Here is a 19,669-nt window from a genome sequence, read left to right as displayed (position 1 = left end):
GACGAAGTCCTGTCTCGAAGGGCCCGATCCGACCCCGACCACCGGTCCCTGAGGAAGGACGAAGTCCTGTCTCGAAGGGCCCGATCCCGCCACGACCCTTCGAGACGGTCGCTGGAGCGACCTCCTCAGGGAACGAGCGTCGAAGGGCCCCGGACGAGCCTCGGCGGGCTACTCCCCGCGGAACACCGGGGGCCGGCGCTCGGCGAAGGCCCGCATGCCCTCGGCGGCGTCGGCCGTGCGCAGCAGCACCGCCTGGCCCGCACGCTCCCGGGCGAAGGCGGCCTCGAGGCCGTCGAGGGCGGCGGCGTTGACGGCGCGCTTGGTGGCGGCCTGCGCCAGCGGCGGACCGGCGGCGAGGCGGGCCACGAGTTCGGCGAGCACGCCCGCGTGGTCGGCGTCGGCTGCGACGTGGGAGACCAGCCCGGCGGCGTGAGCCTCCTCCGCACCCACGCGCTCCGAGAGCAGCGCGAGCCGCATCGCCCGCGCCCGGCCGACGGCGGCGACGACCAGGGCGGAGGCCCCGCCGTCGGGCATCAGGCCGATGCCGGTGAAGGCCAGGGTGAGCGAGGCCGACGCGGTGGCGACGACCAGGTCGCAGGCCAGCGCGAGGGGGACGCCGACACCGGCCGCGACGCCGTTGAGCCCGCACACCACCGGGGTGTCGAGCTCGAGCACCGCCCGGACCAGGGCGTTGGCGCCGTCGACGGAGCCGCCGTCGTAGTTGTCATGGGCGTCCTGCCCGCCCAGGTCGGCCCCGGCGCAGAAGGCCCGGCCGGCGCCGGTGAGCACCACGACCCGCACCTCCTCGCGGGCCTGGGCGCCCCGCAGCTCGGCGGTCAGCGCCGCCACCATCTCGCCGGTGAGCGCGTTGTACTGCTCGGGCCGCTGCAGCGTCAGCCACAGCGCCGCGCCCTCCAGCCGTACGTCGACGCCGGTGCTCGTGGGGGTCATCGCGCCAGCGTCCCAAAGCGCGACGAGGTGCGTGATCCACGCCACGCCGGTAAAGTCGAGGGGATGGTCCACACCCTGGTGATCGCCGACGAGATCGCGTCCAACCTGCAGGAACGCACCCTGCGGGAGATCGCGCCCGACCTCGTGCTGTCCGCCGGCGACCTGCCCTGGGACTACCTCGAGTGGGTGGTCTCCACCGTCAACTGCCCGATGGTCTTCGTGCCGGGCAACCACGACCCCGAGGTCCGCTCGGCCCGCGAGAGCCGCAGCGGCCTGTGGACCGAGGGCGGGATGTTCTCCGACGGTCCGCGTCCGCTCGGCGTCATCCACGGCGACCAGCAGGTCGTGGAGGTGGCCGGGCTGCGGATCGCCGGACTCGGCGGGTGCGTGCGCTACCGGCCCGGCCCCCACCAGTACACCCAGCGCCAGTTCGCCACCCGCGCGGCGCGGCTGGCCCGCAAGGCGCGGCGCGGCGGTCCGGTCGACGTGCTGCTCACCCACGCCCCGCCGTTCGGGGTCGGCGACGAGGAGGACCGCCCCCACGTCGGGATCGAGGCGCTGCACCCCCTCATCGCCAAGCTCGAGCCGACCTGGCACCTGCACGGCCACATCCACCCCTTCGGGATGGCCAAGCCCGACCGCGTGATCGGCGACACGGTGATCCGCAACGTGATCCCCTGGCGCGTGCTGGACATCACCCCCCGAACCGCTGCGATCGTCTCGAAGCCGGCCTGAGGCGGAGGACAATGGAGCCATGGTGAGAGACACCGGCTCCCCCCGCCTCGATGCCGAGAACGACTTCCTGCGTGCCCGTCGGCACCAGTCGCTGTCGAAGCTCGCGGGCTGGCTGCGCGCCGACGCGGACGCCGCCAAGGAGAGCCTGTCGTTCTCCGAGGTGGTCGCGGCCCTCGGCCGTCGCGGCGAGCGCTCCCTCGGCGTCCAGCTGATCCCACTGGAGCAGATCGTCGGCTCGGTCGACAAGGTCCGCGACTTCGACCGCCGCTTCCGCCCGACCTCCGACCGCAGCCGCCAGCGCTGGGAGCAGATCTCGCGCAAGACCCGCGAGGGCCACTCGTTCCCGCCGATCGACGTCTACAAGCTCGGCAACCTCTACTTCGTGCGCGACGGCCACCACCGCGTCTCGGTCGCCCGGTCGCTCGGCGCCACCGAGATCGAGGCGCTGGTCACCGAGATCGACACCGTGGTGGACACCGAGGGCATCGGCGGGCGCCGCGACCTCGACGGCAAGAACTGGGGCTTGCGGTTCCTCAAGCGGGTGCCGCTCACGGGTCGTCGCCGCGCCGAGATCACCTGCTCGGACCCCCACGACTACCACCGGCTCGCCGAGATGGTCGAGGCCTGGGCCGCGCGGCTGATGCACGCCGAGGGCGCCTACTTCGACAAGGAGGAGATGGCCCGGCGCTGGTTCGACGAGGAGTATTCCCCCGTGCTGGAGATGATCGACTCCGCGGGCGTCCGCGGCCCCCTCGAGACGGGTGCCGACGCCTACATCCGGGTCGCGGGCGAGCGCTACCGGTTGATCCGCGAGCACGCCTGGAACAACGACGTGATGGACATGATCCGCGAGCAGCAGCAGCGGGCGCGCCGACGCACGACGCCCGGCGGGGCCGTCCGGGCCTGACCCGGACGACCCCTCCTCCCGGGCCCGGTCTCAGGCGGGGGTGCCTGCCTCGGCGTGGCTGGTGTCGGTGAGGTTGTCGCCGGTGTCGGCGTCGAAGACGTGCATCTTCGAGGTGTCGACCCACAGGTGGGCCTGCTCGCCGGAGCGCACCCGGGCGGCGGCGTCGAGGCGCGCGTTGACCTGCGTGCCCTCGCCGTGCATGTCCTGGCCGGTGTCGGCGGCGAGGTCGTCGAGGTCGCGCGAGGCGGCGGCGTCGCCGCGGATGGTGAAGTAGGCGAACACGTCGGAGCCCATCGACTCGACCAGGTCGACGCCGACGTCGAACGTCGAGCCGGGCTTGTCGCCGACCAGCGCGGCGTCCTCGAAGTGCTCGGGACGGATGCCGACGATCACCTGCTTGCCCTTGGCCCGGCTGACCGCCTGCCGGATCCGGTCGGGCATCTGCAGCGGGCCGAGGCCGGTCTGCAGGGTGTCGCCCTCGATGGTGGCGGGCAGGAAGTTCATCGCGGGGCTGCCGATGAAGCCGGCGACGAACAGGTTGCGGGGGCTCTCGTAGAGCTCGCTGGGCGAGCCGACCTGCTGCACGATGCCGCCGCGCATCACCACGACGCGGTCGCCGAGCGTCATCGCCTCGGTCTGGTCGTGGGTGACGTAGAGGGTGGTGGTGCCCAGCGACTTCTGGATCCGCGAGACCTGGGTGCGCATCTGCACGCGCAGCTTGGCGTCGAGGTTGGACAGCGGCTCGTCCATGAGGAAGGCCTTGGGGTTGCGCACGATCGCGCGGCCCATGGCGACGCGCTGGCGCTGGCCGCCCGAGAGGTTGGCCGGCTTGCGGTCGAGGTGCTGGGTCAGCTCCAGCATGGTCGCGGCCTCGTCGACCTTGGTCTTGATCGTCGCCTTGTCCACGCCCGCCAGCGTGAGCGGGAACGCCATGTTCTCCCCCACCGTCATGTGCGGGTAGAGCGCGTAGGACTGGAAGACCATCGCGATGTCGCGGTCCTTGGGCGCCTTGTCGTTGACGACCTTGCCGTCGATGCGCAGCTCGCCCTGGGTGATGTCCTCGAGCCCGGCGACCATGTTGAGCGTCGTGGACTTCCCGCAGCCCGAGGGGCCGACCAGGATGATGAACTCGCCGTCGGCGATGTGCAGGTTGAAGTCGTCGACGGCCAGCGCGCCGTCGGGGTACCTCTTGACCACGTGGTCCAGGACGATGTCAGCCACGAGATGCTCCTTTGTTGGTGGTCGCGGGCCTCAGCCCTTGACCGCTCCGGACGTGAGACCGGCGACGATGCGCCGCTGGAAGAACAGCACGAAGATCACGATCGGGATCGTGATGATGACCGCCGCCGCGGCGATGGCGGCCGTCGGCTTCTCGAAGGTGGTGGCGCCGGTGAAGTAGCTCATCGCCGCCGGCACGGTGCGGGCGTTGTTGGTCGAGGTCAGCGAGATGGCGAACAGGAAGTCGTTCCAGCAGGCGATGAAGACCAGGATCGCGGTGGTGAACACGCCCGGCATGGCCAGCGGCGCGATCACCTTGCGGAAGGCCTGGTACGGCGTGGCGCCGTCCATCTTGGCGGCCTTCTCCAGCTCCCACGGGATCTCGCGGAAGAACGCCGAGAGGGTGTAGATGCCCAGCGGCAGCGCGAAGGTGATGTAGGGCAGAATCAGCCCCGGCCAGGTGTCGAACAGGCCCAGCGTCGTCCAGATCTTGAACAGCGGCGTCACCAGCGCGATCTGCGGGAACATCGAGACCAGCAGCGACATCGCCACGATGGTCCGCTTGCCGGGGAAGTCCAGCCGGGCGATGGCGTACGCCGCCATGGTGCCGAGCACCAGCGCGATGAAGGTCGCGATCAGGCAGATGCCGATCGAGTTGACCAGCGCGCGGATGAAGTCCTGGTTGCTGAAGATCTGGGAGTACGCCGTGCCGACCGGGTTGCGCGGCAGCAGGTTGCCGTCGTTGAGGGTGTCGTCGCCCTTGAGGGAGAGCGAGATGATCCAGACGACGGGGATGAAGGCGTAGAGCAGGACCAGCACGTCGGCGACGGCCCAGCCCGCCTTCTTCGCGGGGCTGATCGTGGCGGTGCTCATCGGCTCTCTCCTTGCCCCGGGGCGGCCGCTCCGAAGAGCTTGACGAACACGAAGGCGATGATCGCGATCGTGAGGAAGATCAGCACCGACATCGCCGACCCGATGCCGAGGTTGAGCCCGCGGATCAGGTTGTTGTAGGCGACGCCGGACACCGAGGCCGTCCCGTTGGACCCGCCCGTCAGCACGTAGATGTTGTCGAAGATGCGGAACGCGTCGAGGGTGCGGAACAGCAGCGCCACCAGGATCGAGGGCTTGATCAGCGGGACCGTGATCTTCCAGAAGCGCTGCCAGGCGGTGGCGCCGTCCATCGAGGCCGCCTTGAGGAGGTCCTCGGGCACCAGCGCGAGGCCGGCCATGAGCAGCAGCGCCATGAACGGCACCGTCTTCCAGACCTCGGCCAGGATGATGATCCAGATCGCGGTCCACTTGTCGGTCAGCGGCGCGGAGTCGCCGGCCAGCCAGCCCAGCCCCTGGGTCCAGGCGAAGCGCCAGGAGAAGGCGGCCACCACGGTGACGATGGCGTACGGCACCAGCGCCGAGGTGCGGACCAGGCCGCGACCCACCAGCGTCCGGTGCATCACCACCGCCAGGACCATGCCGAGGACCAGCTCGAAGAAGGTGCTGATCACCGTGATGAACATCGTGACGCCGAAGGCGTTCCACCAGATGCCGCTGGTCAGGACGGTGACGTAGTTGTCGAGGCCGATGAACTCGTTCTGACCCGGCAGCCGCAGGTCGGCCTTGAAGAACGACAGGTAGATCGCGTAGAGGATCGGGTACGCCGTGACGGCGATCATCACGAGCACCGCGGGTGCGCAGAGCATCATGCCGAGGCGGCGCTCGGCCCGCTTGCCCTCGCTGGCGCGCTTCCTGGCGATCGCCACGCCCTCGTCGTCGGTCTCCTGGGGTCGGCTGGTCGTCGTGCTCACGGGAGGATCCCCTTGCCGTCGATGGCGTCCTGGATCTTGCTCTTGAGCTCCTCGGCCGTCTTCTCCGGGTCGATGGAGCTCGGGGGCGAGAGCGTGCTCGACACGATGGTCGAGATGTTCTGGTAGAGCGGCGTCACCGGGCGCGGCACCGCCGTCTCCAGCTCGGCGAGGATCTCGGGGGCCATCGGGTAGGCCTTCTTGAACTCCGGCTCCTCGAAGACGCTCTTGATGACCGGCACGTTGCCGGCGTCGAGCGCGCCCTGCAGCAGGTTGTCGGGGTTGCGCAGGCACATGGCGGCGTCGTAGGCGAGGTCGGGATGCTTGGAGTACTTGCTGATCGCGTAGTTCATGCCGCCGAGGGTGGCCTTGGGCTCCTCCCCGGAGGCGAACTCCGGCAGCTCCTCGACGCCGAGGTCCTGGGCCACCTCGGGGTTGGCGGCCTTCATCGCCGACAGCACGTAGGGCCAGTTCATGATGAACGCCGCCTCGCCGTTCTGCATCTGGGCGAACAGCTCGGGCTCCTGGCTGTTGGACAGCGACTTCGAGGCCACCCCGCTGGTCGCGAGCTGCTTGATGATCTTCAGGGCCTCGACGGTCTTGTCGTCGACGGTGACCTCGGTGCTGTCCTCGTTGACCAGGGTGCCGCCGAGCGAGGACAGGATGGTGTTGAACCCGACGACGTAGCCCTCGTACTGCGCGGCGGTGATGCCGACGACGTAGGGCTTGTCCTCGGTCTTGAGCTTCTCGGCCTGGGAGATGACGTCCTGCCAGGTCTTCGGCGGGTCGGGCACCAGCGACTTGCGGAACCACAGCAGCTGCACGTTGGTGGTGCGCGGGATGCCGTAGAGCTTGTCCTTCCAGGTCGCGGTGTCGATCGGCGGCTGCAGGACGTCGTCGGTCGCGGCCTCGGCCTTCTCGCCGGTGAGCTCGCGGATCCAGCCGGCCTCGGCGAACTCCGCGGTCCAGGTGACGTCCATGCCGAGGACGTCCATGCCGTCGTCCTGCGCGGCGAGGCGGCGCACGAACTGCTCGCGCTGGCTGTCGGCGTCGCTGGGGATGAGGTTGCCGACGATGCGGTAACGCCCCTGGGCCGCCTCGTTGCAGCTGGCCAGGATCTTGTCGAAGCCGGCGTCGGAGGCGCTGCCGTAGAGGTTGATGGTCGGCACGCCGCCGTCCGACCCGCCGCACGCGGTCAGCGCCCCGCTGGCCACCATCCCGGCCACCGCCACGGCGACGAACCGGCGGCGGCGGCGGCCGAGTCGCGGTCCAGGTGCGCTGCGTCTGCTCATGAGGCGGCTCCTCGTCCCGGGATGACGTGATGCAGATCACATCGGGCAACGAAGGTAGACCTGCCGGGTCGCGGGACACAAGAACCCCGCGGCGTGCCGCCGCGGGGTCCTCGCAGGTGGGAGCGGGGTGCGTGGCCCCCCGGTGCCCGGTCCGGTCAGCCCAGGTGGAGCCACGCGGTGGAGTCGGCCGGGAGCGTCGCACCCTCGAGCCCGAGGCTGCTCACGAGCACCTCGGCGTCCGCCGGCAGCTGCACGTCGGACCCGCCGACGTTGGTCACCACCCGCACCGTCGCGCCGTCGCCGTGGAGGTCGAAGGCGACGACGTCGTCACCGAGGTCGACCCAGGTGAGGGTGCGGGTGCCGAGGTGGTGCTCGCGGCGCAGCCGCAGCAGCTCGCGGTAGAGCTCGAGCGTGGAGCCCGGCACGCCGGTCTGCCGGTCGACGGCGAGGTCGGCGTACACCTCGGGCTGCGGGAGCCAGGAGGCCTCGGTCGGACCGAAGCCGCAGGACGGGGCGTCGCCCTCCCACGGCACCGGCACCCGGCAGCCGTCGCGGCCGCGCTCGGTGTGGCCCGAGCGCACCCAGGTCGGGTCCTCCAGGACGTCGTCGGGCAGCTCGGTCGCCTCGGGCAGGCCCAGCTCCTCGCCCTGGTAGAGGTAGGCCGAGCCGGGCAGCGCGAGCATCATCGCGGTGGCCGCGCGGGCGCGCCGCAGGCCGAGCTCGGCGTCGGGCTGCGGGTCCTCGGGACCGATGCCGCCCATGCGCACGGGCTCCGGCACGACGGGGTAGCCCAGCCGCGAGGCGTGGCGCACGACGTCGTGGTTGGACAGCACCCAGGTCTGCACCGCGCCGTGGGGCTCGACCGCCGCCAGCGACTCGCCGATGGAGTCGCGCAGGTGGGGGGCGGACCACGGGGTGACGAGGAAGGGGAAGTTGAAGCCCTGGTGCAGCTCGTCGGGGCGGACGTACGCCGCGAGCGCCTCGGCCGGCGTCACCCACGCCTCGGCGCACAGGATCCGGTCGGCGTCCTCGCCCTCGACGGCGTAGGAGTCGGTGACGCGGCGCCAGCGGCGGTAGATCTCGTGGACGTCGGGCTGGTCCCACATCGGGTGGTCGGCGGTGCGGCCGAGCATCTCGTGGCTGAGCACGGCGTCGTCGGGCAGGCCCTCCGCCTTGACCAGGCCGTGGGCGACGTCGATGCGGAAGCCGTCGACGCCCCGGTCGAGCCAGAAGCGCAGGTTGCGCTCCATCTCGTCGCCGACCTCGGGGTTGTCCCAGTCGAAGTCGGGCTGGGTGACGTCGAACAGGTGGAGGTACCACTGGCCGGGCGACCCGTCGGCCTCGGTCACCCGCGTCCACGCCGGACCACCGAAGTTGCTGATCCAGTTGTTGGGCGCCTCGGCGCCGTCGGGGCCCTTGCCGTCGCGGAAGACGTAGCGCGCGCGCTCGGGGCTGCCGGGCGCCGCGGCGAGGGCCTCCTGGAACCAGACGTGGTCGCTCGAGGAGTGGTTGGGGACGATGTCGACGATGACCCGCAGGCCGAGCTCGTGGGCGCGGGCGATCATGGCGTCGGCGTCGGCCAGCGTGCCGAAGCGCGGGTCGACGTCGCGGTAGTCGGCCACGTCGTACCCCGCGTCGTGCTGCGGCGAGGTGTAGAAGGGCGAGAGCCAGACGGCGTCGACGCCGAGGTCGCGCAGGTGCGGGAGCCGCGAGGTGATGCCGGGCAGGTCGCCCATGCCGTCGCCGTCGCCGTCGGCCCACGAGCGCGGGTAGACCTGGTAGATGACGGCGTGGCGCCACCAGGGCGCGCTCGTGGCGGACTGGCCAGCGGGCTGCGTCGCGGGCTGGGCAGGCGTGTTCTCGGTCATGGACCCCACTTGTTCGGCGAGCTGTCGTGTCGCCGAGAAGGCTACGGGGCGGGTCGGACGCCGGGGTCAGCCCCCGTGGCCCGCGTGGGCCCCGGGGAGGTTGCCCGGCAGCACCCCGCTGTGGGCCGACATCAGGGCGAGCACCACGGTCACCGCGACCACGACCAGCGCCGCGGCCACCAGGGGCAGGGGGGCCCGCGACCCTCCGGCACGCACCCAGAAGGCCAGCGCCGTGAGGGCCAGGGAGAAGTAGAGCGCCAGCTCGACGGTCTCCTGGAACGCCACGACCGGGGCGATGTCGAGCACCAGCATCGCCGCGCGGTACGCCGCGATCGCGACGAACCCGGGCAGCGCGACCAGGGGCGGCGCCACGGCGTACCAGAACCCGGTGGTGGCCCGGCCCGGCCGGGAGCGGAACGCCAGCGAGAGCGAGGCGGCGACCAGGCCGAGGAGCAGCTCGAAGACCTTGAAGACGTCCTCGAGGTCGACGCCGACGTCGATGTTGTGGATGTTGGTCTCGGACTGGTGGTTGAGGCTGCGGAGCTCGGCCGGCGTGGCCAGCCCCAGCACGCGCTGGCCCCACGAGATCTCCTCGCCGGCCAGCACCAGCATCCCCACGGCGACGAGCACCATCAGCGCCGCCAGCCCCGGACGGCCCGACCGCCGGAAGCGCACGGCGGCGAGCACGCTGACGACCAGGGCGAAGGCGCACGGCGCGAACTGCGCCCACTCGACGGGGTGGTCCTCCTGCTGGACGGTGTAGAACGTGGACCGCGCGACCACGAACAGCACGGCCACCGCGACCGCGACCACGACGGGGGCGAGCACGAGCGCGGCCGCCCAGCGGGCGCCGACACCGTCGGCGGCGGCGTCGGCCACGAGGCGGCCGCGCCACCCCGCAGCCCGTTCCCCACCCGCGCGGTGCAGTGGTGTCGACGTCGCCGCCATGCGTGCCCTCCCGCCTGTTCGGACCGAGGTCGTCCGGTGTTCAATTACACCGCACCCGCCGGACAGCTGGCCTAGACACGACATCCCGGATTCAGGCGGTCGGCCCCCTCCCCGCCCAGGTCCAGGCGTACGCCGGGTCCTCGACCGCCGCGCCCGCCTCGCCGAGCTCGAGCGGCCGGAAGGTGTCGACCATGACCGCGAGCTCGTCGAAGTGGTCGACCCCGATGGAGGCCTCGATCGCGCTGGGCTGCGGCCCGTGGGCGTGGCCGCCGGGGTGCAGCGAGATCGAGCCGAGGCCGATGCCCGAGCCCTTGCGCGCCTCGTAGTCGCCGCCGACGTAGAACATCACCTCGTCGGAGTCGACGTTGGAGTGGTAGTAGGGCACCGGGATCGACTGCGGGTGGTAGTCGACCTTGCGCGGGCAGAACGCGCAGATCACGTAGCCGCCGGCCTCGAAGACCTGGTGCACCGGCGGCGGCTGGTGGACCTTGCCGGTGATCGGCATGAAGTCCTCGACGTTGAACGTGTAGGGGTAGAGGCAGCCGTCCCACCCGACCACGTCGAGCGGGTGCGTGGCGTAGGTCAGCCGGGTGCCGACCAGGCCGCCCGGTCCGTTGCCCCGGTGCTTGACCAGCACCTCGACGTCCTCGCCCTCGAGGAGCAGCGGCTCGGTGGGGCCGTGCAGGTCGCGCTCGCAGTAGGGCGCGTGCTCCAGCAGCTGGCCGTAGCGCGACAGGTAGCGCTTCGGCGGTGCGACGTGGCTGGTCGACTCGATGGCGTAGAGCCGGCTGACCTCGCCGTCGACGTCGGAGGGCACCCACCGGTGGGTGGTCGCGCGCGGGACGACGACGAAGTCGCCGGTGCGGTAGGACAGCCGGCCGAAGACCGTCTCGAGGGTGCCGCTGCCGTCCTCGACGTAGACGCACTCGTCGCCGACGGCGTTGCGGTACCACGGCGACGGCGCGTCGCTCACGACGTACTGGATCCGCACGTCGGCGTTGCCCAGCACCTGCCGGCGACCGGTGACCGGGTCGCCGCCGACCGGCTGGTCGTGGAGCCTGAGGTGGCGCGGCTTGAGCGGGTGGTTGGGCGTGGTGGTCAGGTCGGGCAGCTCCCAGACCTGGCTGTCGACGATCGCGGACGGCACGCCGCGGTGGTAGAGCAGCGAGGAGTCGCTGGAGAAGCCCTCCTCCCCCATCAGCTCCTCGTGCCGCAGCCGACCCTCGGGATCGCGGAACGCCGTGTGCCGGGTGCGCGGGACGTCGCCGACGCTTCGGTAGTAAGCCACGCCCGCCACCCTGCCCCGCGTCCTCTAGCCTCGCAACATGCCCGCTCCCTGGCTGCACCAGCTCCTCGACGACGCCGCTGTGCTGCCGCCCCGCGGCGAGCTGCTGGCCCGCGCCCTGGCCGCCCACGCACCGCTGCGCCGCGGGGACCACGCCGAGGCCGTGGGCGGCTTCACCGTCACCGACCGCGACTTCCCCCACCTGCGCACGGGCGACCTCCCGCTGCACCTGCGCCTGGCCGGCGGCGCCGGGATGCTGGAGGCGGCGCTGCGCTCGCTGCCGGGCGCCGCGGTGGCCGTGCGGCGCGTCGAGGTCGCCCTGCGCGACGAGGCCGACCTCGCCCACAACGCCCGGCGCGTGGTCCAGGTCCTCGACGGCGCGGAGCCCTCGGTCGTCGACCCGCTGGCCGTGCACGTCGGCGTGCCGGTGCCGCCGGACGCCCCGTCGGCGGGCTGGCTCGCGGCGCTCGACGAGCTGGCCGCTCGCGAGCTGGGCCTGCTGCTGCCGCTCGGGGACGGGGTGTCCGCGACGGGCACGGCCGTGGCCGTGGAGGCGGCCCTCGACCGGGAGCTGCCGATCACCTTCCGCGGCGCCGGACCCGACGACGCGCTGACCGCGCTGCGCGCCGTGCGGACCGCGCTGGACGGCGACGGCGTCGAGGCGGTCGCCGCCGCGCTCGCCGACCCGGCCGGAGCGGCCGGCTGGGTGCGCTCGGACCCCGCCGTGGCCGCCCGCACCCGACGCTGGTGCGTCTCGGTCTCGGTGCCCGACCTGCCGGCGGCGCTGTCGCACCTGGCGTCACGGGGTCTGCTCGACGAGCCGGCGACGTGACCTGCTGGGTCGAGGGCGTGGCCGGGTCGGGGCACGACCTGGACCACCTGCCGCACGCCGTCGTCCGGACCGCCTCGCGCGGCCCCCACGTGGTGGTGCGGGTCGGTGACCTGGCGCTCGACCTGGCCGCCCTGACCGGCGAGGCGGTCCTGGCCACCGGCACGCTCGACGCCTTCCTGGCCCAGGGGCCGGCCACGTGGACGCGGGTGCGCGAGCAGGTGGTCGCGGCGCTCACCTCGCCGACGCGGCGGGCCGAGGTCGAGCCGCTGCTCACCCCCGTCGACGAGGTGGTGCCGCTGCTGCCGGTCGAGGTGGCCGACTACGTCGACTTCTACTGCTCGCTGCACCACGCCACCAACGTCGGACGCATCTTCCGGCCCGACGGCGAGGCGCTGACCCCGGCGTGGCGGCGGCTGCCGATCGGCTACCACGGCCGCGCCGGCACGGTGGTCGTCTCCGGCACCGACGTGCGGCGCCCGCGCGGGCAGCGCCCGTCGTACGGCCCCACCGAGCGGCTCGACCTGGAGGCCGAGCTCGGCTTCGTGGTCGGCGTGCCCTCGGCCCAGGGCGAGCCGGTGCCGACCGCGGCGTGGGCCGACCACGTCTTCGGCGTGACGCTGCTCAACGACTGGTCGGCACGCGACGTGCAGGCCTTCGAGTACCGCCCGCTCGGTCCCTTCCTCGGCAAGTCCTTCGCGACCTCGGTCAGCGGCTGGGTCACCCCGCTGGCCGCGCTCGAGGCCGCGCGGGTGCCGCTGCCCGGCCAGGACCCGCCGCCGCTCCCGCACCTGGCGGTGGCCGAGCCGGCGGGCTACGACATCGACCTCGAGGTGGTGCTCGACGACGAGGTCGTCAGCCGGCCGCCGTACGCCTCGACGTACTGGTCGCCCGCCCAGATGCTCGCCCACCTGACCTCCAACGGCGCCTCGCTGCGCACCGGCGACCTCTTCGCGAGCGGCACCGTCAGCGGGCCCGGCCCCGACCAGCGCGGGTCGCTGCTCGAGCTGACCTGGGGCGGCACCGAGCCGCTGCCGGACGGACGGACCTGGCTGCGCGACGGCGACACCGTCACCCTGCGCGCGACGGCGCCCGGTGCCCTGGGCGGCCGGATCGCGCTCGGCGAGGTGACCGGGACGGTGCTCCCGGCGCCGGCCTGAGGGTCCCGCCGGCTCCGGGCCGCGGGCTGTCGGGGGCGCGTGGTTGGCTGGCGCCATGACCGAGTCGAGCACCACCTCCTCCCCTGGTTCGTCCCCCGTCGTCGTCGTCACCGGCGCCAACGGGCTCGTCGGCGCGCGCACCGTCGCGGCCCTGGTGGAGCGCGGTGCCAGCGTGCGCGCCGTCGTGCGCCGGGCCGGCACGGCGCCCGCGCTGCCCGGCGTCGAGGAGCACGTCGGCGACTTCTTCGACCCCGAGGTCGCCGAGACCGTCGTCCAGGGCGCCGAGGCCGTCGTCACCACGGTCCACCCCATGGGCTCGGACCTCGAGACCCAGCAGCGCATCGCCGTCGAGGGCACCCCCGTGATCGCGCGCGCCGCCCGCGACGCCGGGGTCACGCGGCTGGTCCACGTCTCGACCGCGGCCGTCTACGACCGCTCCCCCGAGGCCGGCGACGTCGACGAGGACTCGCCCCTGGTCGGGGAGGACGGCGGCGACTACCCGGTCACCAAGCTGGCCACCGACCGCGCGCTGGCCGAGGTCGACGGGCTGACCACGGTGCTGCTGCGGCCGCCGGCCATCCTCGGCGCCGGCGAGACCTCGGTGTGGAACACCCTGCGTCCCGCCGCCGTCCGCGACGACGAGCAGGCCCGGCAGGCGCACCCCGACCAGACCTTCCCCTGGGTCCACGTCGACGACCTCGCGGCCGTGGCGGCCGACCTGGCCGCGGGCCGGATCCCGATCGGCACGGACCCCGCCACCGGCCCCGTCGCGGGCGCGACCACCGCGCTCAACGTGACCGGCGAGCACGCCACGCAGCGCGACTACTACGGCACCGTCGCGGGGGCGCTCGGCGTCGAGATGCAGTGGCAGGACGGGCCGGCCTGGACCGGTCGCTTCTCCGCCGACCGGGCGCACGCCTGGGGCTGGGCCCCGGCCGTGGGGCGCGACCAGGCGCTGTCCGAGATCGACGCCGGGCTGCGCGCGTGAGCCTCCGGATGCGCCTGGAGCTGGTGCCGCTGCGCTCGACCGACGTCGACCGCAGCAAGGCCTTCTACGTCGACCAGGTCGGCTTCGGCCTCGACCACGACGTCGAGCCCGGCAACGGCATGCGGATCGTGCAGCTGACGCCCCCGGGCTCGAGCTGCTCGGTCGTGGTCGGCACCGGCATGGGCGACCCGGACGGGCCCCCGGTCTCGGGGCTGCACCTCGTGGTCGACGACCTCGACGCGGTGCGCGAGGAGCTGCTGGGGCGCGGCGTCCCCGTCTCGGAGGTGCAGGACCTCGGCGGCGGCGTCCGCTACGCCTACTTCAGCGACCCCGACGGCAACTCCTGGGCGCTGCAGCAGATCTCGCGCTGACCTGCGGTCCCGGCCCGTCGTTCCTCAGGGCTGCTGGTCGGCCAGGACCCGGGTTCGGGCATGGTCACGCCTGGGCGGTCGGCACCAGCGCGGCCAGCACCACCCCGGCGTCGACGTCGCGCCGCAGGTCCTCGCGCGAGGTGGTGCCGTCGGGCCGCACCGCCGCCTCCACCAGCAGCACGGCCGCCTGGCCCTGCTCGACGACCCGCGCCAGCCAGGCCCGGTCGAGGTCGGTCAGGGGGATGCGGCTCGCGCCGTCGGCCCCGATGCGCAGGAGCAGCTCGGCCTCCTCCTCCCCCGTGCGGGTCAGGGCACAGCCGTTGGCGGGCTCCAGCTCGAGGTCGTCGGTCTCGACCACCGGGCGGAAGCCGCGCCGCTCGAGCAGCGTCTTCATGGCGTCGCGGGCGCGGTCGCCCTCGACCACGGGCACCGGCGGCAGCTGGAGCACGAGGAAGTCAGGCCCGGTGTGGGTGGCCCAGCGGATCCGGCGGTCGGGCGCAGGCAGGTCGGTCACCGCACCAGCCTCTCAGGCACCCGAGCGACCAAGGTCACAGCGGCAACCGGTCTGGGCCCCCCGGTCGTCGGGCACGGAGGACCATGAGCAACTCCCAGGACACAGGTCCGGCAGAACAGGCCCGCAGCGGTCTCCTCGACAGCGTCGCCGGCAAGGCGAAGGAGGTCGTCGGCGCCGTGCGCGGCAAGGACGACCTGGTCGAGGAGGGCCAGCTCCAGCAGGCCGGCGCCCGGCAGCGCAAGGAAGCGGTCGCCGACGAGGCCGTCGCCGACGCCAAGCGCCAGGAGGCCAGCGAGGAGCTGCGCGAGACCAGCACCGAGGCCGCCCGCGAGCAGGGCCAGGCCCGCGCCCAGGCCGAGACCGACAAGGCCGCTGCCGACCGCCAGGCCCGCCAGGAGCGCGAGGAGGCCGAGCGGATCGGCGTACGTCGCGAGTCCGCCGGCCGCCAGCAGGCCGAGCAGCACGCCAACGACCTGGCCGAGACCCGCCTCCGCGAGGCGGAGGCCGTCGAGTCCGACGCCGACGCCACCGAGCGCCGCGCCCGCGACGAGCAGGCCCGCCTGCAGCGCGAGGCCGACGCCGCCGACCAGCAGGCCGCGCAGCTGCGCGCCCGCACCGAGAACGACACGTGAGGACCACCATGATCAGCACCGTCATCGCCCTGCCCTACGAGATCGCCCGCCTGCCTCTGGTGGCCGTCGACAACCGCCTGGTCGGACGCCTGGCCGAGGACTCGTTCGCGCGGGTCGGCCTGGACCGCACCATCGGCTCGGCCGACCGGATCGCCGGCACCCTGCTGCGCAACCGCGCCATCGCCGAGCGCGGCACCGAGCGCCTCGAGCGCTCGGAGAAGCTGCAGGCCGCCGTCCAGCTCGAGGAGGAGGCCGCCACCCGTCGTGAGCAGGCCGCCAAGAAGGCCGCCGCCGGGCGCAAGCAGGCCGCGCGCAAGCGCAAGCAGGCCCAGGAGCGCGCCGAGCAGGGCCTGAAGGAGGCCGACGAGGCCGAGGCCCGCGGCAAGGCGAAGGCCAAGGCCGACGCCGCGAAGCTGGAGGCCGCGAAGAAGGCCGAGGCCGAGAAGCGTGCCGACGACAAGGCTGCCGCGGCCGAGAAGCGCCAGCAGGCCGCCGACGCCGAGGCGAAGGCCAAGAAGGACGCCGCCCAGCGCGAGGCCAAGAAGGAGCTCGACGACGCCCGCGCCACCAAGAAGGCGGCCGACGACGCCCGCGCGGACGCCGCGCGCCTCGGCGAGCTGACCGAGGCCAAGAAGCAGGAGCGCCAGCAGGCCCAGCAGGACGGGTCCGGCACCGCGAAGTAGCCCCACCGACGACGGGGAGGACCACTGCCACCAGCTGGCAGCGGACCTCCCCGTCGTCGCGCTCCGGCACGGACGGGCGGCATACTCCGCGGATGAGCGAGATGGAGTTCGAGTTCGAGGGTGAGATCGTCGAGTGGCGCGGTCCCGCGCCGTACTACTACGTCGCGATCCCCGAGGACGTCAGCGAGGACATCAAGCTCGCCGCCAAGGGCATCGAGTACTGGGGCCAGGTCCCCGTCGAGGTGCGCATCAACGGCGCCAACTTCACCACCGCGCTGTTCCCCAAGGACGGCGCCTACCTGCTCCCCCTCAAGGTGGCCGCCCGCCGGGCCGCCGGCATCGACCTCGCCACCGACGACCTGCTCACCGTCGCCCTCGACGTCGGCCGCCGTCGCCCGGGTGGCTGACCTGCCGGCGATGGGTCTGAGCGGTCGAGCGGGATAGTCCGAGACGTTCGGCAGCCGTTGTGTCCCGATCGTCCTGTCGAACGTCTCGGACTATCCCCACCGGGAGGCAGCACCCCCCCACCCCACGCACCCGACGTACGCCGCGTGGGGCCGGGCCGGCGATGAGTCCCGCGGGCCAGGACGGTCTGCCCCTCGACCGCCGCGCCCGTGCGGCGCCGAACCGAGGAGGCCCCCGTGCCGCGCTACCTGATCTCCTTCGACGAGGGATCCATGACGTTCCCGGAGGCCGAGCTGCCCGACGTCGCCGCGGCGTCTCTCGCCGTGGTGGCCGATGCCGAGGCGGCCGGTGTCTGGGTCTACGGCGCCGGGGTGGGGCCCGAGCCCGCGAGCGTGGTCGCCACCGACGGCACCGTGTCGCGCGACCCCGCCCTCGACGCCAAGCCGCACGTCGGCGGCTTCTGCGTCCTCGACGTGCCGACGCGCGAGGAGGCCGAGGCGTGGGCCGGCCGGATCGCGGAGGCGTGCCGCTGCGCCCAGGAGGTGCGCGCGCTCCTGGTCGACCCGCGCGACTGAGCCCGTCCCCCGCCGGCCGCCACGGGCGGGGCCGGGACGACCGGGTCAGGCCCGGGCGCGGGCCCGCGCGGCGGCGACGGGGTCTGCGGGCACGGCCTGGACGCCGGGGACCGGGAGCAGCGGCAGCCGCACGGTGAAGATGCTGCCGACCCCGAGCTCGCTCTCGACGCCGATGGTCCCGCCCATCAGCTCGGCGAGCTGGCGGCAGATCGCCAGGCCGAGGCCGGTGCCCTCGTAGCGACGGGTGGCGGACCCGTCGACCTGGCTGAAGACCTCGAAGATGGAAGTGTGCGCCGCCTCGGGGATGCCGATGCCGGTGTCGGCCACCACGAGCGCCACGCCGGGGGTGCCGTCCTCGGCGTCGGCGGGCTCCACCGCGAGGCTGACGCGTCCGTGGTGGGTGAACTTGAGGGCGTTGTCGAGCAGGTTCGTCATCACCTGGAACAGCCGGCCGGGGTCACCGACGACGACCCGCGGCACCCGTGGGTCGAGGTGCCACTCGAAGCGCGTGCCGCTCGCGCTCGCGCGGGGCTCGTAGACCTCGGCGGCGTCACCCACCATGGCGTGCAGGTCGAACCTCGTCGAGGCCAGGGAGAGCTCCCCCGCCTCGATGCGGGAGAAGTCGAGGATGCCCTCGACGAGCCGCTTGAGCAGCTCGCCCTGGCGGTGCATCTTCTCCACCAGGCTGACCTGGAGGCCGTCGAGGTCGGTGTCCTCGAGGATCTCGGCCGTGGCCAGCACCGTGGTGAGCGGCGTGCGGATCTCGTGGCTCATGTTGGCCAGGAAGAGCGACTTGGCCTCGGACGCGGCGAGGGCGGCGTCGCGCGCGACCGCGAGCTCGTCCGCCAGCGCCTCGAGGTCGCTGGTGCTGCGGGCCCGCTCGACGGCGACGCCCGCGTGCGCGGCCAGCGCCTCGAAGACCTGCACGTCGTCGGTCCCGAAGGTCTCCTTCTCGAAGGACCGGTCGCACACGAGCAGCACGTAGCGGGTGGCGCCGCTGCCGCGCAGCGGGGCGGCGAGGCCGTCGCCGTGGGCCGCGACCACGCCCGCCGCGACCGGTTCGGGCTCGTCGCGACGTCCGGGACGGGAGCGCTCGTGCTGCACGACGCCCTGCTCGAGCGCGGCCCACCACCAGGCGTCGGGCTCGTGGGGCGCGAGCACGCCCTCGCCTCCGCCCCCGGGGCGGGAGGCGTAGCAGCGCACCTGGTGGTCGTCGACGACCTCGACGAGGTAGGCGTGCTCGGCGTGCATCAGGTCGGCGGCCTCCCCCAGGACGATGTCGACGACCTCGGGCAGCGACCGGGCGGCCGACGTCCGGTCGACGAAGCGGTAGAGCAGCTGGGTCTGCGCGTGGCCGCGGGCCAGCGCGATGTAGACGCGGTAGGCCAGCACGAGCAGCACCACGACGACGCCCAGCAGCGGCAGCGCGGAGGGCTGCACGAGCACGAGGGTGGCGACGAGCAGGGCGACGCAGGTGTTGATGAACGCCGCGACCGATCCCGACCGCATCGCCTCCTGCAGCACCTCGCCGTCGAAGGCGTTCTCGGTGAGGCTGATCGCGGCCGTGACGGCGGCGGCCGAGATCAGGTCGGTGGCCAGCACCGCGACCAGGACGGCCACCCAGCCCGTCCACGACAGCGGGTCGCCGCCCTGCAGGATCGCGTGGTACGTCAACACCCCCAGCGCCGCCTCGAGCGCGAACATCGCCGCGTTGAAGGCCAGCTTGACCCCGCCCATGCGAGCGGCGACGACCAGCGCGAGCACCGCCCCGACGACGTACGCCGTGACGTACTGCTGCGGGACGAGGAAGGTGAGACCGAGCACCGCGGGGATCTCGCGCAGCGTGTGTCCGTGGGCGTTGCGCTGGGTCGGCAGGTGGATGACCACCACCTCGGCCAGCGCGAACAGCGGCACCAGCGCGGCCCAGCGCAGGCCCGGCACGGCCGCACCGGGGTCGTCGACCATGGCCGGCGCCGCGATGAGGAGCGCGGCCACGGCCATGGCCGCCGCGAGCAGCCAGGTGAGGACCAGCTGGCGACGTCCGGGACCGGGCTCGTCGGCCTCGGACCCGGGGGTCCCCACCGCCGTCACCTCGGACGGCACCGCGGACGGGACGGCGGGGACGGCGACGGGTGCGACCACGCGCTCGCCCCCGGGGCCTACCGGGAGCTGCTCGAGGGCCATGGGGCGTCCCGTCCCGGCCGACCCCCGCACGACCCGGTCGGGGCGGCCGCGCGGACGCGTCGTACCGCCGTCCCGGGGTCGTCGAGGTCCATGCGCGCTCCTTGCAGGTGAGGCCGCACCGCTCGCGGCTACTTCACACGTCGTCCTGACGGTAGGCCAACTGAGCCGATTTGTCGGGCTAATCCGATTCATTCCGAGACGGCGACCAGGGTCGCCGACCCTCCTGCCTCCTCGACCCCGTCGCAGCTGCCACGGCGTTCCGCCCGGCGTCAAGGGTGGGCACGAACCGGACCATCTCGGACATGACACTGCCGCACATGACTGT

At 73.2% G+C, this 19,669-nt stretch carries 20 protein-coding genes; 10 read left to right on the top strand and 10 right to left on the bottom strand.

Annotated features, from left to right (window positions below; translation table 11 throughout):
• Positions 1 to 168: 168 nt before the first annotated feature.
• A complete protein-coding gene (locus tag BLU55_RS00945) occupies positions 169 to 951 on the bottom strand; it encodes an enoyl-CoA hydratase-related protein (RefSeq protein ID WP_091725186.1) in 783 nt (260 codons plus the stop codon).
• Positions 952 to 1,014: 63 nt separating this feature from the next.
• Between BLU55_RS00945 and BLU55_RS00940 the strand changes: the two genes are divergently transcribed.
• Both BLU55_RS00940 and BLU55_RS00935 read left to right on the top strand, forming a co-directional pair.
• On the top strand, positions 1,015 to 1,686 hold the full coding sequence (locus BLU55_RS00940; protein ID WP_091725184.1) for a metallophosphoesterase family protein: 672 nt from the start codon (positions 1,015 to 1,017) through the stop codon (positions 1,684 to 1,686).
• A gap of 19 nt (positions 1,687 to 1,705) precedes the next feature.
• Positions 1,706 to 2,593 (top strand): ParB/RepB/Spo0J family partition protein, encoded by an 888-nt coding sequence (locus BLU55_RS00935; protein ID WP_091725183.1) that lies wholly within the window; start codon positions 1,706 to 1,708, stop codon positions 2,591 to 2,593.
• A gap of 30 nt (positions 2,594 to 2,623) precedes the next feature.
• On the opposite strand, the gene BLU55_RS00930 is transcribed toward BLU55_RS00935, so the two are convergent.
• The 7 genes from BLU55_RS00930 to BLU55_RS00900 all read right to left on the bottom strand — a co-directional run bounded on the left by BLU55_RS00930 (position 2,624) and on the right by BLU55_RS00900 (position 11,006).
• Complete coding sequence (locus BLU55_RS00930; protein ID WP_091725181.1) at positions 2,624 to 3,814, bottom strand: ABC transporter ATP-binding protein; 1,191 nt, start codon at positions 3,812 to 3,814, stop codon at positions 2,624 to 2,626.
• 30 nt (positions 3,815 to 3,844) lie between these two features.
• Positions 3,845 to 4,684 (bottom strand): carbohydrate ABC transporter permease, encoded by an 840-nt coding sequence (locus BLU55_RS00925; RefSeq protein ID WP_091725179.1) that lies wholly within the window; start codon positions 4,682 to 4,684, stop codon positions 3,845 to 3,847.
• The gene (locus tag BLU55_RS00920) at positions 4,681 to 5,613 is read right to left on the bottom strand and encodes a carbohydrate ABC transporter permease (protein WP_269457931.1); all 933 of its coding nucleotides are present in this window, start codon (positions 5,611 to 5,613) and stop codon (positions 4,681 to 4,683) included. Before BLU55_RS00920 ends, BLU55_RS00925 begins: the two co-directional genes overlap by 4 nt.
• Entirely contained in the window at positions 5,610 to 6,902 is a 1,293-nt protein-coding gene (locus BLU55_RS00915) for an ABC transporter substrate-binding protein (protein WP_197681051.1), read from the bottom strand. The genes BLU55_RS00920 and BLU55_RS00915 overlap by 4 nt, the downstream gene beginning before the upstream one ends.
• Positions 6,903 to 7,057: 155 nt before the next feature.
• The gene (locus BLU55_RS00910; protein ID WP_091725178.1) at positions 7,058 to 8,770 is read right to left on the bottom strand and encodes a glycoside hydrolase family 13 protein; all 1,713 of its coding nucleotides are present in this window, start codon (positions 8,768 to 8,770) and stop codon (positions 7,058 to 7,060) included.
• 66 nt (positions 8,771 to 8,836) lie between these two features.
• Positions 8,837 to 9,649, bottom strand: a complete 813-nt coding sequence (locus BLU55_RS00905; protein ID WP_091725176.1) for a hypothetical protein — start codon at positions 9,647 to 9,649, stop codon at positions 8,837 to 8,839.
• Between the two features lie 160 nt (positions 9,650 to 9,809).
• Positions 9,810 to 11,006 carry a homogentisate 1,2-dioxygenase gene (locus BLU55_RS00900; protein WP_091733237.1) on the bottom strand — a complete coding sequence of 399 codons (1,197 nt, stop codon included), beginning with the start codon at positions 11,004 to 11,006 and terminating at the stop codon, positions 9,810 to 9,812.
• A gap of 37 nt (positions 11,007 to 11,043) precedes the next feature.
• Between BLU55_RS00900 and BLU55_RS00895 the strand changes: the two genes are divergently transcribed.
• From BLU55_RS00895 to BLU55_RS00880, 4 genes are read left to right on the top strand one after another with little or no spacing between them, the layout of a single operon-like run.
• The gene (locus BLU55_RS00895; protein WP_091725174.1) at positions 11,044 to 11,835 is read left to right on the top strand and encodes a hypothetical protein; all 792 of its coding nucleotides are present in this window, start codon (positions 11,044 to 11,046) and stop codon (positions 11,833 to 11,835) included.
• A complete protein-coding gene (locus BLU55_RS00890) occupies positions 11,832 to 12,992 on the top strand; it encodes a fumarylacetoacetate hydrolase family protein (RefSeq protein ID WP_091725172.1) in 1,161 nt (386 codons plus the stop codon). Before BLU55_RS00895 ends, BLU55_RS00890 begins: the two co-directional genes overlap by 4 nt.
• Before the next feature lie 55 nt (positions 12,993 to 13,047).
• Positions 13,048 to 13,980: an NAD-dependent epimerase/dehydratase family protein gene (locus tag BLU55_RS00885; RefSeq protein ID WP_091725170.1), complete on the top strand. Its 933-nt coding sequence runs from the start codon at positions 13,048 to 13,050 to the stop codon at positions 13,978 to 13,980.
• Positions 13,977 to 14,351 (top strand): VOC family protein, encoded by a 375-nt coding sequence (locus BLU55_RS00880; RefSeq protein ID WP_231916990.1) that lies wholly within the window; start codon positions 13,977 to 13,979, stop codon positions 14,349 to 14,351. Before BLU55_RS00885 ends, BLU55_RS00880 begins: the two co-directional genes overlap by 4 nt.
• A 64-nt stretch (positions 14,352 to 14,415) precedes the next feature.
• Here BLU55_RS00880 and BLU55_RS00875 read toward each other — a convergent pair whose 3' ends face one another.
• Positions 14,416 to 14,865 carry a hypothetical protein gene (locus BLU55_RS00875; protein WP_091725167.1) on the bottom strand — a complete coding sequence of 150 codons (450 nt, stop codon included), beginning with the start codon at positions 14,863 to 14,865 and terminating at the stop codon, positions 14,416 to 14,418.
• 83 nt (positions 14,866 to 14,948) lie between these two features.
• On the opposite strand from BLU55_RS00875, the gene BLU55_RS00870 reads away from it, so the two are divergent.
• From BLU55_RS00870 to BLU55_RS00855, 4 genes are all read left to right on the top strand, one after another.
• Positions 14,949 to 15,497 carry a hypothetical protein gene (locus tag BLU55_RS00870; protein ID WP_091725165.1) on the top strand — a complete coding sequence of 183 codons (549 nt, stop codon included), beginning with the start codon at positions 14,949 to 14,951 and terminating at the stop codon, positions 15,495 to 15,497.
• An 8-nt stretch (positions 15,498 to 15,505) separates the two neighbouring features.
• Positions 15,506 to 16,180 (top strand): hypothetical protein, encoded by a 675-nt coding sequence (locus BLU55_RS00865; protein WP_091725162.1) that lies wholly within the window; start codon positions 15,506 to 15,508, stop codon positions 16,178 to 16,180.
• Positions 16,181 to 16,272: 92 nt separating this feature from the next.
• Positions 16,273 to 16,587, top strand: a complete 315-nt coding sequence (locus BLU55_RS00860) for a DUF1905 domain-containing protein (protein ID WP_231916989.1) — start codon at positions 16,273 to 16,275, stop codon at positions 16,585 to 16,587.
• 234 nt (positions 16,588 to 16,821) lie between these two features.
• Positions 16,822 to 17,160, top strand: a complete 339-nt coding sequence (locus BLU55_RS00855) for a YciI family protein (protein ID WP_091725159.1) — start codon at positions 16,822 to 16,824, stop codon at positions 17,158 to 17,160.
• 45 nt (positions 17,161 to 17,205) lie between these two features.
• On the opposite strand, the gene BLU55_RS00850 is transcribed toward BLU55_RS00855, so the two are convergent.
• Positions 17,206 to 19,344, bottom strand: coding sequence for a sensor histidine kinase (locus tag BLU55_RS00850; protein WP_157682655.1), 2,139 nt, complete (start codon positions 19,342 to 19,344; stop codon positions 17,206 to 17,208).
• Positions 19,345 to 19,669: the final 325 nt, after the last annotated feature.

It is taken from the genome of Nocardioides scoriae (genome assembly GCF_900104965.1).
Taxonomy (GTDB): Bacteria; Actinomycetota; Actinomycetes; order Propionibacteriales; family Nocardioidaceae; genus Marmoricola; species Marmoricola scoriae.
This window is presented reverse-complemented; position numbering and strand designations above follow the sequence as displayed.

What these genes read in the sequence shown, in the direction of transcription:
- BLU55_RS00945 (WP_091725186.1), bottom strand. Translation starts at nt 951, where the DNA reads ATGACCCCCACGAGCACCGGCGTCGACGTACGGCTGGAGGGCGCGGCG.
- BLU55_RS00940 (WP_091725184.1), top strand. Translation starts at nt 1,015, where the DNA reads ATGGTCCACACCCTGGTGATCGCCGACGAGATCGCGTCCAACCTGCAG.
- BLU55_RS00935 (WP_091725183.1), top strand. Translation starts at nt 1,706, where the DNA reads ATGGTGAGAGACACCGGCTCCCCCCGCCTCGATGCCGAGAACGACTTC.
- BLU55_RS00925 (WP_091725179.1), bottom strand. Translation starts at nt 4,684, where the DNA reads ATGAGCACCGCCACGATCAGCCCCGCGAAGAAGGCGGGCTGGGCCGTC.
- BLU55_RS00915 (WP_197681051.1), bottom strand. Translation starts at nt 6,902, where the DNA reads ATGAGCAGACGCAGCGCACCTGGACCGCGACTCGGCCGCCGCCGCCGC.
- BLU55_RS00910 (WP_091725178.1), bottom strand. Translation starts at nt 8,770, where the DNA reads ATGACCGAGAACACGCCTGCCCAGCCCGCGACGCAGCCCGCTGGCCAG.
- BLU55_RS00895 (WP_091725174.1), top strand. Translation starts at nt 11,044, where the DNA reads ATGCCCGCTCCCTGGCTGCACCAGCTCCTCGACGACGCCGCTGTGCTG.
- BLU55_RS00885 (WP_091725170.1), top strand. Translation starts at nt 13,048, where the DNA reads ATGACCGAGTCGAGCACCACCTCCTCCCCTGGTTCGTCCCCCGTCGTC.
- BLU55_RS00870 (WP_091725165.1), top strand. Translation starts at nt 14,949, where the DNA reads ATGAGCAACTCCCAGGACACAGGTCCGGCAGAACAGGCCCGCAGCGGT.
- BLU55_RS00865 (WP_091725162.1), top strand. Translation starts at nt 15,506, where the DNA reads ATGATCAGCACCGTCATCGCCCTGCCCTACGAGATCGCCCGCCTGCCT.
- BLU55_RS00860 (WP_231916989.1), top strand. Translation starts at nt 16,273, where the DNA reads ATGAGCGAGATGGAGTTCGAGTTCGAGGGTGAGATCGTCGAGTGGCGC.
- BLU55_RS00850 (WP_157682655.1), bottom strand. Translation starts at nt 19,344, where the DNA reads ATGGCCCTCGAGCAGCTCCCGGTAGGCCCCGGGGGCGAGCGCGTGGTC.